This window comes from Micromonospora deserti (assembly GCF_003236335.1).
GTDB classification, from domain to species: Bacteria; Actinomycetota; Actinomycetes; order Mycobacteriales; family Micromonosporaceae; genus Micromonospora; species Micromonospora deserti.
Window position 1 is genome coordinate 1 of record NZ_POUB01000006.1, and the last position, 14,174, is coordinate 14,174.

Consider the following 14,174-nt stretch of genomic DNA (forward strand, 5'->3'; position numbering starts at 1 on the left):
CCACCAACCCGGACTGATCCCGCCCGCCGTCGGGCGCCGGTCAGCGCGGCCGCGCTCCCGGGTCGACCCGGCGATGCGGGCGACCTTCGCCGGTGACCGGCGTCCGGCGGCTGGTAGCTTGCGCCGATGAGTCTGCGGAGTCGACGCGTGGCGGTGGTCCTCCGCCTGGCGACGGTGGTCAGCGTGCTGGCCGGCATCGTGCTCACCGCGCTCGGGCCGGCCACGGTCACCGGGCTGCTGCCGTACTTCACCATTCAGAGCAACGTCGCCGTCGGTCTCCTCGCCGGCCATGCCGCCTGGCGGGCGTGGCGGGAGCGCCCGGACCCGCCGCCACCGCTGAAGGGCGCGGTGACCCTCTACATCACCATCACCGGCGTGGTCTACCACCTGGTGCTGGCCAACCCGGCCAGCCCGTTCGCCATGCCGCAGCCCGACCGCGCGTTCGGCGAGGCGGTGGGCAACCAGTTCCTGCACACGGTGGTGCCGCTGCTGGCGGTGGCCGACTGGGCGCTGTTCGACCGGCGCGGCCGGCTGCGCCCACGGTACGCGGCATGGTGGCTGGCGTTCCCGCTCGGCTACCTCGGGTTCGCGCTGGTTCGCGGGCTGGTGGTGGAACGCTACCCGTACCCGTTCCTCGACGTCGGCGAGCTGGGCTACGACGGGGTGGGCGTCAGCGCGGTCTGCTTCGCCGTCGCGTTCTGGCTGCTCGGGTTGCTCTTCGTCGGGGTGGACCACGTGCTGGCCCGGGGCACCGCGCTGGCGGGGGGCGGCGCCCCGGTCGTACCGACGCCACCGCCACCGCGCGGGCCGGCGGACGCCGCGCGGGACGCTCCGGCCGCGCACCGGTGACCGCCGACGCTCAGTGCCGCTACCGCCGGGGTCCGCGCTCCCGAGTGGCCCGGTCCCGGCCGTACGCGTCGGCGTGCCCCCACCGCCCCGGCACGTCCAGCAGCGCGAGCCGCCCCAAGCCCTCCGGCAGCGCCGGGACGGGTGCTGCCCGGCGGCGAGCGTCCGCACCCCCCAGCCTGAGAACAGGTCGGGGCCGGTCAGGTGCGCGGCGACGCTGCGTCGGCCGGGACGGTGCTGAAGACGACGGTGTCCCGGCCGAACCGCCCCCGTTCGTAGCTCAGTCGCAGCTGTGTCGATGTCCATCCGTACGGTGAATTCGGCCGGCTCGGCGCTGTGGTTGAGCACGGTGATCCGCTCGTTGAAGCTGTCGTCAGCGAGCGGTGCCACTGCCGGCGGGTGGTGGCCAGACCCACCCCTACAGTGATCGCATGGTCGCCGCGCTAGAGCTGTACCTGGACACCGACGCCACCCGGCGGATCCGGGTGCTCTGGGATGCACTGGAGTCCGAGGGCGTGCAGAGCATGCGCTCGCTGCTGGAGCAGCGCCACCGGCCGCACGTCTCGCTCGCCGTCGCGCCGCGCTTCGACCCGGCGCGGGTCGCGGCGGCCCTGCACGGCACGGTGGTGGCCGCGCCGCTGCGGTTGTCCTTCCAGCACGCCGGCCAGTTCGTCGGTCGGGTGCTCTGGCTCGGCCCGGCGCCCACCACCGAGCTGCTGGCCCACCAGGCGCGGGTGCACGCGCGGCTCGCCGCCGCCGGGATCGCCCTGGTCGAGCACTACCAGCCGGGGCGGTGGGTGCCGCACTGCACGCTCTCCATGCGGGTACCGAACGCGCTGATGGCCGCCGCCGTACGCCGCTGCCTGGAGGTACTGCCGCTGGAGGCCACCGTGGTCGGCGCGGCCCTCACCGACCACGCCCGCGGCATCTCCCACCCGCTGCCCTGACCGGCGGCTCAGCCCACTCCCTCGGCGCCCGCGCCCGGGCCGACCGCGACGCCGGCCGACCCGGCGGAGTCGGACGATCCCGACCGGGATCAGTACAGTGGGGAAGGTCCTGGCCCCACTGATCTCGGCTGGTTCCCGTCCCGCCATGGGCGATGCGACCTGCCGGCCGGAAGGAGCACAGTGAACCGACAGCTCAGGAGCGCCCTCGGGGTCGCCCTGGCCGCCACCCTGCTGATCACCGCCGCCGCGGCGCCCGCCCAAGCGCACCGCGCGCCCGCCAAACCCAGCGTCATCTCCCTGCCCGACGGGTTCCAGCCGGAGGGCATCGCCACCGCCGGCCGGTACGCCTACTTCGGCTCCCGCGCCACCGGCGCCATCCATCGGATCGACCTGATCGACGGCGAGGGCCGGCAACTCAGCCCAGCCACCGGCACCCCGTCGCTGGGACTCAAGGTGGACCGGCGCGGGCGGCTCTTCGTCTCGGGCGGCACGGGCGGCGACGCCCGCGTGATCGACAGCCGCACCGGTGAGGTGCTGGCGCGCTACCAGTTCGCCAGCACGCCGACCTTCGTCAACGACGTCGTCCTCACCCCCGAGGCGGCGTACTTCACCGACTCCAACAAGCCGGTGCTCTACCGCCTGCCGCTCGGTCGCCGCGGTGCGCTGCCGCCGGCCGACGGTTTCACCGCGATCCCGCTGACCGGCGCCTACCAGCAGGTCGGCTCCGGGGTGAACCTCAACGGCATCGTGGCCACGCCCGACGGCGAAGCGCTGATCGTCGTGCAGTCCAACACCGGCACCCTGTTCCGGGTGGACCCGGCGACCGGCGTGACCACCACGGTCGACGTGCCCGGCTACACCTTCACCAACGGCGACGGGCTGCTGCTGCTCGGCCGTACCCTCTACGTGGTGCAGAACCGGCTCAACCAGATCGCCGTGGTCGGGCTGAACCACGCCGGCACCGCCGGCACCGTGACCGGGACGATCACCGACCCGGACTTCGACGTGCCGACCACGGTCGCGAAGGCCCTCGGGCGGCTCTACCTGCCCAACGCCCGGTTCACCACGCCACCGACGCCCACCACGCCGTACACCGTGGTCGGGGTCCGTCCGCGCTGACCGAGTCCCCGGGCGGGTAACGCGCGCCAAAGCGCGTACCCGCCCGGCTTCTACGATTCGGCCCTCAGCCGACCTGGTCATCGACGAGACGATCCCGCTTGCCACCGTGGCGTGCGGGCGGCCGCCGCCGTGCCGTGTCCTAGCTGTGCACGCGGCCGAGGAATTCGCGCATCAGGGCCACCACCTCGTCGAGGTGGGTCTCCAGCAGCCAGTGACCGCCGTCGAGCAGGTGCAGCTCGGCGTCCGGCAGGTCGCGCAGGTATGCCCGGGCGGCGCCCTCGGGCATGTAGCCGTCGTACGGCCCCCAGACGATGAGCGTGGGTGGCCGGTGCTCGCGCAGGTACGCCTGCTGGCGCGGGAACCAGTCGACGGTGGTGCGCTGGTCGGCGAGCAGGCGCACCAGGTTGTCGGGGCCGGGCGGCCGGCCGACCTGCGCCCAGGAGAGCGTCCACAGGTCGGGGCTGATCCGTTCGGCGATCTCGGCGGGCACCTCGCCGATGAACTCGTCCCGGAATCCCCGCTCGGAGACGTGTTCCGCCACGCCGGCGAGCGCCTCCGGGCTGGGGTCGGCCCACATCTCCTTCAGCGGCGCGTACTTCGGCCCGTGCTGGTCGGGGTAGATGTCGCCGTTCTGGATGACCAGCGCCGCCACCCGCTCCGGCGCGCCCATCGCCAGCCGCAACCCGAACTGAGAGCCGTAGTCCTGCAGGTAGATGACGTAGCGGTGCAACCCGAGCACGTCGGTGAACCGCCGCAGGAAGCCGGCGTACGCGTCGAAGGTGTAGGCGAACCGCTCGGCGTCGGCCCGGGTGTAGCCGAAGCCGGGCAGGTCGGGGGCGATCAGCCGCCAGCGGTCGCCGAGCGCCGGCATGAGGTTGCGGAACTGGAACGACGACGACGGGTAGCCGTGCGGCAGCAGCACCACCGGGGCGTCCGCCGGCCCGGCCTCCCGGTAGAACGCGCGGATGCCGTCGACGTCGACGGTGCGGTGCGCCACGGGCACGGCTGACATGGCCCGGCCGTACCCCACCTGAACCTCGACAAACCCCGCCGGGCAGGCATGACGCGACCGGATCGCGGCGAGGGGTCACGTCCACCTCTCCCGCGCGTCCTCGTCGGCCGGTGACGCCGACCAGAACGTTGATCGAACCCTGTTGCGATTTGGTGAGCTGCGGCGATATCCAAGCAGCCATCCTTCTCACCCCCGGAGGGGCATGTGTCAGTCGTTCAGTTGCTTTCTGTGCCGAGGCCACCCACCGTGGTCGCGGCAACGCTCGGTGCGGCACCCCCGGCGGCCGTCGCCGCCGCTCGTGGTTGGCAGGCGCGGTGATGACGTCGACTGGTCGCGGGCGGACGCGTCGCTGGTGGCTGCCGGCCGGGGTGGCCGCGGCCCTGCTGGTCCCGGCGGCCCCGGCGCCAGCAGCCGGCGAAACCCCGCTGGTCGCACCGGCACCGGCCGTGTCGGACAGCCCAGCGACCGCCGCATTCCTGCACGACGTGTCACAACCGATCCCCGGGGCGACGGTGACCGGCTCGATTGTCGAGCACCACCGGATCGTCGCACCCGATGGCGTGACGTTGGACAGCTGGATCGTTCGCCCGCCGGTCACCGAACCGGTCCCGGTAGTGCTTGACGTGACGCCCTACTACGGTGGCGGCTCGCCGGTGTTGGAGGGCGGCGGGCGCCATCTCCTCGGCCGGGCCGCGGACGTCCTGGTCCCCCGCGGCTATGCCTACGGCATCGTGTCGCTACGCGGCACCGGCAACTCCGAGGGCTGCTTCACCATCGGTGGCCCGACCGAGGCCAGGGACACCGCGGCGGCCATCGAACACTACGGCCACCAGCCATGGTCGAACGGGCGGGTCGGGCTGATGGGCGTCAGCTACGACGGCACCGCACCACAGGACGTGTGGGTGGAGGCGCCACCGTCGCTGAAGACGATCGTGCCGATCAGCGGAATCTCTGACCTGTACAAGTACAACTTCGTCAACGGCGTGCCGATCAACATCCAGGGTTTCGGATTCAACACCTACTACTGGACCCTGGTCGGGCTGAGCCCGGTCGGCCTGTACGCCGGCAGCACCCAACTGCGCGATCCGGTGAACGTACCGGGCGCTGTCGTCGGCGAGGTCTGCTCCGAGCAGGTGTGGGTTCAGGAGGGCGGCGTCTCCGCCACCGTCGACGGGAACAAGGACGGGTACTGGCAACTGCGTGACTTCGGCGCCGAGTTGCGCGCCACGCCGAACCGGCAGCGGGCCAGTGTCTTCTACATCCATGGCCTGCAGGACTGGAACGTGAAGCCGCACAACATGGCCGATTGGCTGGCCGATGTGCAACAAACCGGGGTGCCGTTCAAGGCGTGGCTGGGCCAGTGGGCGCACGCCTGGCCGTCGCGTGCGGACTGGTGGGAGCAGGTGATGGTCGCCTGGTTCGACCAGTTCCTGAAGGAACGCGACACGGGCGTCCTCGCCGCGCCGGCCGTCCAGATCCAGGACGATGCCGGACGCTGGCGGCACGAGAAGAACTGGCTTCTGGGCGTCAAGAACGTGATGGATCTGTACCCACGCGTCGACGGCAGCCTCCGCACCGAACCCGGCACCGGCTCTGTGCACTACTACGACTACCAGGGCCGGCTCGTCACGGAGGCCGAGGAAACGAGCACCGGTCACGGCAGGGGCACGGTGCTCTTCGCCTCGGCACCGCTGGACCGCGACGTCGTGCTGTCCGGCATGCCCAGGTATCAGGGCACGGTCACCGCCACCGGCAACCGGGCCAGCCTCGTGCTGTCCCTGGTGGAACGGCGTGCCGACGGGACCGAACGCCCGCTCAACTGGGCGGCGCAGAGCCTCAACCACGTCACGGATCCGGCAGCCGGACGGCTGAGCGTCGCGGGCCTGCCGCAGCAGGTGCGCGTCGACTTCTTTCCGCAGGACACGGTCATCCGAGCCGGCAGCCGGATCGTGCTGGTCGCGGCCGGTAACACGGTGGGCGAGCAGCCGAGCCTGCAACCGGTAGCCGACGGGTCGACGATCGTGCTGGACATGGCCGACGCCCGACTCACCCTCCCCGTCGATACCTCACTGCGGTTCGAGCGGAGCTGAGGTGACCGTACCCGGCGGGATCACCGACCCGGCTGGCCGGGGACCTCGGTAGACCGGTGCTGGGGAAGCCTCAGCGCCGGTGTGGCGCCCGCCGCGTCGGCGGGCAGAACAGCGTCGGCGGCCGACAGCGCCTGAAACGTGTCGCTGATCCAGGCGATACACGCGTAAGACAGGCTCGCGCCGATCTCCAACAACAGAAAGGGGAACCCCCCGTGTCCACCACGACACGAGGCGCCCTCGTCGCGACCACCGTCGCGACACTCGCCTTGCTCCTCGCCATCCCACCGGGCACCGCCGGTGCGGCAACCTCGGCGGCAATCAGAATCGCCACGGTCGATGGCAAGCCCGTGAAGAACGGCAAAGTAACGGCTCCGTTGTCGGGTACGGTTCCGGTCGCCGGCACGGCCGACCTCTCCGCCACGGCCCCCGCGCCAGCACCGGCACCGCTGGTCGCCGACGCCGGCGACAGCGAATTCGTCGCCGCCGGCGAGCGGGCCGTCCTGCTCGGGTCGGCGTACGGTGGCACCGCTCCCTACCAGTTCTCCTGGTCCAGCCCGAACGGCAAACTCATCGGACCCGACGCCTCCAGCACGGAACTGGACACCACTGGGCTGGCCGCGGGCAGCTACCCGGTGACCCTGACCGTGCGGGACGCCGCCGGGAAATCCGCATCGGACGTCGTACGCGTCGCCGTCTACCAGGCCAGCAAGCGCACCCTGCTCGACCGGACCGAGAGCGACCTCACCCCGGGGACCGTGGCGACCGGGGAGCGGCTGGAGTTCGGCTTCACGGTGCCCGCCGGCACCAGGCGGATCACCGTCGACCTCTCCTTCAGCAACGCCCTCAACGACTACGACCTGGAGGTGCACGACCCGACCGGCGCCCGGGTGGCGTCGTCCGGTGCGTCAGCGGGCCGGCCCGAGCAGGCCGTGGTGGCCTCGCCCGCGGCCGGTGACTGGCGTGCCGTCGCGGTCAAGTTCGCCACCGTGCCACCAGAGGAAGTACGGGTGGTGGTGACGGGCGAGACGGGCGACCCCGATCCGCGGCCGGAGGTGGTCTCCGGCGGGCCGTACGCGTTCGCGACCGGCGCCGAGCAGGCGCTGCGCGGCACCGTCCGCGGCGGTACCGAACCGGTCACCGCCGGGTGGGACCTCGACGGCGACGGCGTCTTCGAGACCGCCGGCGCCTCGGTGACCGCGCACCTGCCCGAGGGGCGGCACCTGGTGACGCTGAAGGCCACGGACGCGGCGGGGCTGGAGCGGCGGGAAACCACCAGCGTCCTGGTGGCAGACGCGGCGGTGATCGCCACGAAGACCACCCCGTTGACGGTGATCGGCATCGCCGACACCGGGATCAACCCCTATCACCTCGAGTTCTCCGCGCGGACCTACCCGGACCCGGACGTCCTCGCGCTGACCCGGGACTTCACCCGGCATCCCAGCGAGTACATCCCCGGCTATCCCAAGGACGCCAAGCCGCTGAACATCACGCTCGGCCGGGGCTACTTCCCGCCGGAGGACGGCAAGGTCTGGTCGGGGAACACCACGATCCAGGCAGGCAGGATGTACTGGGTCCCCGGAACGAAGATCATCGGCGCGGTGGACGCCGGCGGTTCCACCGGCGTCACCTCCTCCGACGACCCGCATCCGATCCTGGACGACAACGGGCACGGCTCGGGTTCAGCCTCGGTGTCCGCCGGCAACCGCTACGGATACTGCCCGACCTGCCTGCTGGTCGTCGTCGAGGCGCTGGACGAGTCCGTCGTGGCCCAGCTGCCCTGGGTCGACATCTCCAGCAACTCGTTCGGCTACGTCGGCGGCGCGCCCGTCGGTCCCGTCTCCAACGGCCAGGAGGTCACCAAGCGGGCGGCCGAACGCGGTCAGACCACCCTGTTCGCCGCCGGCAACGGGGTCGGCAACGCGTTCGACGTTCCGGTGAGCACCTGGCACTCCGACCAGACCGGGCCGGACTGGAACATCACCGTCGGCGCGATCCGACGCGACAACCAGCGAGCGATCGTCGGTGACGGCATTCCGGTCCACCTGTCGTCCTGGGGCGATGGCAACCTGCCCTCGGCCTGCCGGACCGGCACCGTGGGCCAGTGCGCCTTCGGCGGCACCTCCGCCGCGACGCCGTACACCGCGGGCGTTTTCGGCACCGTGCTCAGCGAGGTGCGCGCGGCCGTCGGCGACGGCGCCGCGGGGCAGCGCCCCGGGCAGGCGGTGGCGGTGGGCGTACCGCGCGCGGAGAGCGTTTATCTGACCGACGGCAGGCTGACCCGCGACGAGCTGCGGCAGGCGGTGCTCAAGAGCGCCCTGCCGCTGGGCCAGGGCAACACCGGGCTGCCGTACGCGTACCCGTTGACCGCGCCGTACACCGGCGAGCCGAACGTCCTCTTCGAAGGCTACGGAGCGGCCACCCCGGCGGCCGCCCAGCGGGCGGTCGCCGTCCTGCTCGGCGAGGCGCAGCTGCCGGAGCGGCCGTTCGAAGACCAGTTCTTCGCGTACGACCGAGCGGTGCGGGACACGTTGTGGGGTGGCTTCGACCGGGACGGCGACGGCACGGGCGACTCCGCGGCGCTCGCCAGCGGGCTCGACCTGGCCCTCGCCGACGTGGCCACGTCCGCCGGCGCCCTGGCCGTCCTGCAGAAGGTGGCGGCGGCGGCGGCGCCCGCGGCGCAATCCACGCTCCAGCCGCTCGGGGACAACACCCTGTCGTACTGGCTGCACCGCCGCTTGGCGTCGACCCCCGGCGCCACCGGCTGCGCCGCCAGCCACAACGAGCAGTACCTGGACCGCACCAACAGCACCGGAGACCTGGAACCCTGCTTCGAGTCCCGGGTCACCTCGGTGGTCGCGGCGTACCGGCCGGTGGGCATCTTCGCCAGCACGGACACCCTCGACGCGCCGCTAGCCGCCGAGTCGACGGTCAACGTGGAGCTGTACCTCGCCGGCGAGACGCCCACCGTCATCCGGCCGGTCGGCGTGCTGGTGGCCACCGACCGCGAGATCGGCAAGGGCGAGGGGCTGGCCCAGCCGGTGCTGGCCAGCGGGCCGGGGGGCGCCGCGTGCGCCACGCTGGGCGAGAGCTGCTGGACCCGGTACGCCTTCTCGTTCCGCACCGCGCGTCCCGCGTTCACCGGCGAGCAGCTCACGTTCCAGGTGCAGTTGCTCGGCGCGCGGTCCTGGGCGTTCGGATTCGAGGGCGAGCACGCCTCCCGGGTACGGATCACGCCCGCACCCCTGCCCCCCACCGGGCTGGACTTCGGCGTGACGGTCGACTCGCCGGCCGACGGCACGACGGTGTCCGAGGGCGACACCGTCCTCGCCGGAGGCCGGTACGCCTTCCCGGACCTGGGCGAGGACCCCACCGGGGCGGGTGACCACCCGAGCGGGCGCCGCGTCGAGGTGTCGATCGACGACGCGTCGTTCGGCGATCCGGTGGAGGCGAAGCTCAACTTGGCGACCGGGACCTGGTCGGTGCCGATCGGCACGGTGCCGGTCGGTGAGCACACCGTCTACGCCCGGGCCCGCATGGACAACACCACGTCGGCGGTGACGGCGAGCGCCTTCACGGTGGCACCGGACGCGATCGTGCAGTGGCAGGTGGTGGACGCCAACAGCCCGGCCGATCCCGCCGCGTGGCGGGCTGCCACGGGCCTGACGGAGTGGACCTTCAGCGTCGACACCGGCGCCTACCGCCCCGGCCCGAAGATGATCCTGGTCCGCCTGGTCGAGCAGGGGATCGAAACGGCACGGGACTCGGCACGGATCACCACGAAGTAGCCGCAACCGGTTGCCGGCCGGGTCGATCCCCGGCCGGCAACCGGCGGTTGGGCGGGCGCTCGCCGGTCGGCGGTTCCGGTGAGCCGGCTCGTCCCTGCTGCTGATGGTCGACGAGCGGTGGGTGGGCCACCGGGTCCAGTCGTCGCGTCGGCGCGCCGTCCCACTACGTTCCGCGATCGCACCCGGCACCATGAGTTTGATCTGGTCCTGGTTGGACGGTTGTGATCCGGCGACTATTGACTGTGACCTGACCCACAACATTGAATGTCGACGTGCGAAGATGCCTGGTCAGAGCGGCCGTGAGCACCGGCGTGGCCGCGCCGACCGACAACGCCTCTCCGTCGCCCGGAGTCGTCGTCAGGGGGCCGTGGGTGCGGTGGACCATGGGATGAACGAGCGCCGACGGAGGATGGCGCTCAGCGCGGTGTTGCACGTCGTCTCGCACGGCGTCGCCGTCGGCTACTGCCTCATGACGTTCCGCGAGCCGAACCGGGCCCTCATGCTCGCGGCGTTCAGCTGTGGGATGGCGTCCGGCGCGGTGGGCCTCTGGGCAGCGAAGAGGGTCACCACGAAGGCGACCGGATACCGCGTCTCGTTCACGATCCTGCTGGTCACACTCGTCATGGTGGCGCTCGGCGCGTACTGGGACGGCGGCGCCGCCTCACCGACCACCCTGGGGTTCGTGACCACCTCGGTGTTCGTCGCCACCTACACGCCGCGCCTGCGGCTGCTGATCGGGCTCGAGGCGCTCACCGTCGGGACGTACCTCGCCGTCGCCGCGGTCGGGCAGCCGGCCCGGCCCGGTCAGGTCTTCATCCACGTCGCCGGCATGCTGGTGTTGATCTCGGTGTGTGCGACGCAGGCGCGGGTCGTGGCGCGGCAGCGTTCCCAACTCCGTTCCCTCGCGGCACTGGATCCGCTGACCGGCGCCCTGAACCGGCGCGGCCTGGCGGATTTCGCCGGACCGCTGTTCCGGGGCTGCCGGCGTCCCGGGCTGTCCCTGCTCTGCCTGGATCTCGACGACTTCAAACTCGTCAACGACCGCCTCGGTCACGCCGCCGGTGACGCGCTGCTGCAACGCACGGTGGCGGCGGCGCGGGACGTGCTGCGCGCCGAGGACGCCATCGCCCGGATCGGCGGCGACGAGTTCGTCATCGTCCTGGTTGACGCCGACCAGGCCACCGCGCGGGCGGTGGCGACCCGCATCGACGCGGCGGTGCGGGAGCAGACCGGCGTGAGCATCGGCTGGGCCACCGCGCCGCACGACGGCGACACGCTCGAGACGCTGATGCATTCGGCCGACCAGCGTCTCTACCGGATGAAGCAGGAGCGCCACGCCGATCCGCCGCTGCGGGACGGCCACGGCCTGGTGTCCAGCCGCCCGGACGTCCTCGGCGCGTAGCGGCGACACCGGGAGGCTGGACGGCCCGGTCAGTCGGCGGGCTTCGGGCACAGCGAGGCCAGCAGCAGGTCGGCGAAGTGGACGCCGACCTGCTCCGCGGTGAGCCGGCCGTCGCTGCGGAACCACGCGCCCAGGTGGTGCACCGCGCCGAAGAAGTAGTCGACGGCCAGGTCGGCCGGTACGTCGGCGCGGAACGTCCCGGCGCGCTGCCCCTCCTCCACCAACGAGCGGAAGCGTTCGTGGTACGCGCGGCGGGCCGCCCGCACCGCGCGCTGGCGGTCCGCCGAGAGCAGGTGCATCGACCGCAGGAAGATCGTCGCGTCGTCGAGGTTGGCGATCGCGGTGACCACCACGTCGGCGGCGGCCGTGTGCAGCCGCCACGTCACCGGCTGCGCCTCGGCCATGATCGACTCCAGCCGGTCGCGCTGCATGCGCAGCAGCCGCTGGTAGATCTCCTGGAGCAGGTCGTCCTTGGCGGCGAAGTAGTGGTACATCGCGCCCTTGGTGACCCCGGCCGCCTCGACGATCTCCTGGACCGAGGTCTTCTCGAAGCCCTTCTCCGCGAACAGCCTGGTGGCGACCGCGAGCAACCGCTGCGGCAGCGCCTCGCCGTCAAGCGTCCGACGACCCACCGGTGCCCTTCCCTTCCGGGCCGCCCGCCGGCCCGGTGCGCCAGCGTACGCAGCTGACGGGGATCAGGCCGGCTCGACGCGCACCGGGATGCCGTTGAGCACGACGTTGCCCGACAGCGGGTCGACGGCCGTCTCGTCGGTGAGCACGTTGCTGTTGACGCCGGCGTGCGCGCGCGCCACCGACTGGCGGGTGCCCGGCACGTCGTGGCCCCAGCCGTGCGGCAGGCTGACCACACCCGGCATGGTCTCGGCGGTCGGCTCCACGGCGACGACGACCGACCCGACCCGGGAGGAGACGCGCGCGGCGGCCCCGGCAACCAGCCCGAGTTTCACCGCGTCCTCCGGGTGCACCTGCAGGGTGCAGCGGTCGCGGCCCTTCACCAGCGCCGGCACGTTGTGCATCCAGCTGTTGTTCGACCGCAGGTGCCGCCGGCCGACGAGGACGAAGCCCTCCGGCGGCGCGTCCCGGGCCGCGCGAAGCCGGGCCACGTCGGCCGCGATGGGCGGCGGGCACAGCTCGACCGTCCCGCTCGGCGTGCGCAGCACCGCCGGCAGCCTCGGTCGCAGCGGCCCCAGGTCGATGCCGTGCGGGCGGTCGAGCAGCCGGGGCAGGGACAGCCCGTCCGGTCGCTGTCCGAACAGGTCGCCGTACGCGCCGAGCCGCAGCCGCGCGTCGAGCAGTCGCTCCGCCGGCCGGTCCCCGGCGACCAGGGCCCGTAGCTCGGCCACCGGTCGGCCCAGCCCGTCGGCCGCCTCGGCGAGCAGTTGGCCGAGCAACTGCTCGTGCAGCGCCGCCGGGTCGGCGCCGGCGCCCTGCCCGGCGGCGATCAGCGTGAGCCGGGCCAAAATGTCGCACTCGTCGAGGCCGTCGGGATCCAGTGGCAGCGTGGGCGGCGAGTAGCTCGCCACGTTGCGTACGGCCAGCGTGAGGAACGCGAAGTCGTAGTGCCCGGCGCGGGCGGGGTCCGGCGGGGGCAGCACCACGTCGGCGTGCCGGGTGGTCTCGTTCAGGTACGGGTCGACGCTGACCATGAAGTCGAGCGAGGCGAGCGCGCGGTCCAGCCGCTGGCTGTTCGCGGTGGACAGCACCGGGTTGCCGGCGATGGTGACCAACGCCCGCACCTGGCCCTCCCCCGGCGTGGAGATCTCGTCGGCCAGCGTGGCGACCGGCAGCTCGCCCTTGACCTCCGGCAGGCCCCGCATCCGGCTGGCCCAGCGCCCGGTACGGAATCCCTTGCCGGGGCCGGCGGCGCGCGGGCGCTGGTGGGCGGCGAGGGGGAACATCGCCCCGCCCGGCCGGTCGAGGTTGCCGGTCAACACGTTCACCACGTCGACCAGCCAACTGGTCAGCGTGCCGAACGCGACCGTGCAGGTGCCGATGCGCCCGTAGACCGCGGCGGTCGGGGCGGCCGCCAGCTCGCGGGCGAGTTGGCGGATGCGCGGCGCGGGCACCGCGCACCGGTCGGCGACCCGCTCGGGGGCGAACGCCGCGGCCAGGTCCCGGACGCCGTCGACGCCGGTGACGTGTTCCGCCAGCCGGCCGAGCCGGACGAGGCCCTCGTCGAAGAGGGTGTGCACCACGGCGAAGAGCAGCAGCGCGTCGGTCCCGGGCCGGATGGGCAGGTGCTCGTCGGCAGCGGCGGCCGTGCGGGTGCGCCGGGGGTCGACGACCAGGAACCGCCCGCCGCGCGCCCGCAGCGCCCGCAGCCGGCCAGGGAAGTCGGGCGCGGTGCAGAGGCTGCCGTTGGACTCGAAGGGGTTCGCGCCGAGCAGCACGAGCAGGTCGGTGCGGTCGAGGTCGGGCACCGGGATGGCGTTCGGGTCGCCGTACAGGTAGCCCGAGGAGACGTGCTTGGGCATCTGGTCGACGGTGCTGGCGGAGAAGACGTTGCGGGTGCCCAGCGCCCGCACGAGCGGGCCCACGTGCAGCCCGCCGGCCATGGTGTGCACGTTGGGGTTGCCGAGGTAGACGGCGACGGCGTCGCGGCCGCCGGCCCGGGCGGCGGTCAGCCCGGCCTCGACGGCGGCGAACGCCTCGTCCCAGCCGACCTCGCGCAGCGTGCCGCGGACCCGCCGCAGTGGCCGGCGCAGCCGGTCCGGGTCGGCGAGGAGCTGCGGGAACGCCGCCCCCTTCGGGCAGACGAAGCCGTGGCTGAAGACGTGCTCGCCGTCGCCGCGGGCGTGCGTGACCCGGCCGTCGGTGACGGTCAGGGCCAGGCCGCAGGTGGCCTCGCACAGCGGGCAGGTGCGGTATGCCGTGCGCGTCGCGGTCGTGGATGGCATCGCAGGCCCCTTCCGGCGAGATACCGACTGGTCGGTATGGTGGCACGCCGCCGGGCGG

The 14,174-nt window shown here is 72.8% G+C and carries 9 protein-coding genes; 6 read left to right on the forward strand and 3 right to left on the reverse strand.

From position 1 onward, the window contains the following. Window positions 1–126 precede the first annotated feature (126 nt). From C1I99_RS01650 to C1I99_RS01660, 3 genes are all read left to right on the forward strand, one after another. Window positions 127–849: a Pr6Pr family membrane protein gene (locus C1I99_RS01650; RefSeq protein ID WP_199561879.1), complete on the forward strand. Its 723-nt coding sequence runs from the start codon at window positions 127–129 to the stop codon at window positions 847–849. A 428-nt stretch (window positions 850–1,277) separates the two neighbouring features. After that, window positions 1,278–1,793 (forward strand): 2'-5' RNA ligase family protein, encoded by a 516-nt coding sequence (locus tag C1I99_RS01655; RefSeq protein ID WP_111132371.1) that lies wholly within the window; start codon window positions 1,278–1,280, stop codon window positions 1,791–1,793. Between the two features lie 180 nt (window positions 1,794–1,973). Further along, window positions 1,974–2,912 carry an NHL repeat-containing protein gene (locus C1I99_RS01660; RefSeq protein ID WP_111132372.1) on the forward strand — a complete coding sequence of 313 codons (939 nt, stop codon included), beginning with the start codon at window positions 1,974–1,976 and terminating at the stop codon, window positions 2,910–2,912. 139 nt (window positions 2,913–3,051) lie between these two features. On the opposite strand, the gene C1I99_RS01665 is transcribed toward C1I99_RS01660, so the two are convergent. After that, the gene (locus tag C1I99_RS01665; RefSeq protein WP_111132418.1) at window positions 3,052–3,924 is read right to left on the reverse strand and encodes an alpha/beta fold hydrolase; all 873 of its coding nucleotides are present in this window, start codon (window positions 3,922–3,924) and stop codon (window positions 3,052–3,054) included. Window positions 3,925–4,241: 317 nt separating this feature from the next. On the opposite strand from C1I99_RS01665, the gene C1I99_RS01670 reads away from it, so the two are divergent. The 3 genes from C1I99_RS01670 to C1I99_RS01680 all read left to right on the forward strand — a co-directional run bounded on the left by C1I99_RS01670 (window position 4,242) and on the right by C1I99_RS01680 (window position 11,201). Beyond that, window positions 4,242–6,014 (forward strand): CocE/NonD family hydrolase, encoded by a 1,773-nt coding sequence (locus C1I99_RS01670; RefSeq protein WP_111132373.1) that lies wholly within the window; start codon window positions 4,242–4,244, stop codon window positions 6,012–6,014. 374 nt (window positions 6,015–6,388) lie between these two features. Continuing rightward, window positions 6,389–9,799 carry a S8/S53 family peptidase gene (locus tag C1I99_RS01675; protein ID WP_111132374.1) on the forward strand — a complete coding sequence of 1,137 codons (3,411 nt, stop codon included), beginning with the start codon at window positions 6,389–6,391 and terminating at the stop codon, window positions 9,797–9,799. A 388-nt stretch (window positions 9,800–10,187) separates the two neighbouring features. Then, complete coding sequence (locus C1I99_RS01680; RefSeq protein WP_158553919.1) at window positions 10,188–11,201, forward strand: GGDEF domain-containing protein; 1,014 nt, start codon at window positions 10,188–10,190, stop codon at window positions 11,199–11,201. 29 nt (window positions 11,202–11,230) lie between these two features. On the opposite strand, the gene C1I99_RS34470 is transcribed toward C1I99_RS01680, so the two are convergent. Then, on the reverse strand, window positions 11,231–11,833 hold the full coding sequence (locus C1I99_RS34470) for a TetR/AcrR family transcriptional regulator (protein ID WP_267897459.1): 603 nt from the start codon (window positions 11,831–11,833) through the stop codon (window positions 11,231–11,233). Between the two features lie 63 nt (window positions 11,834–11,896). Next, window positions 11,897–14,116, reverse strand: a complete 2,220-nt coding sequence (locus tag C1I99_RS01690) for a molybdopterin-dependent oxidoreductase (RefSeq protein ID WP_111132376.1) — start codon at window positions 14,114–14,116, stop codon at window positions 11,897–11,899. Window positions 14,117–14,174: the final 58 nt, after the last annotated feature.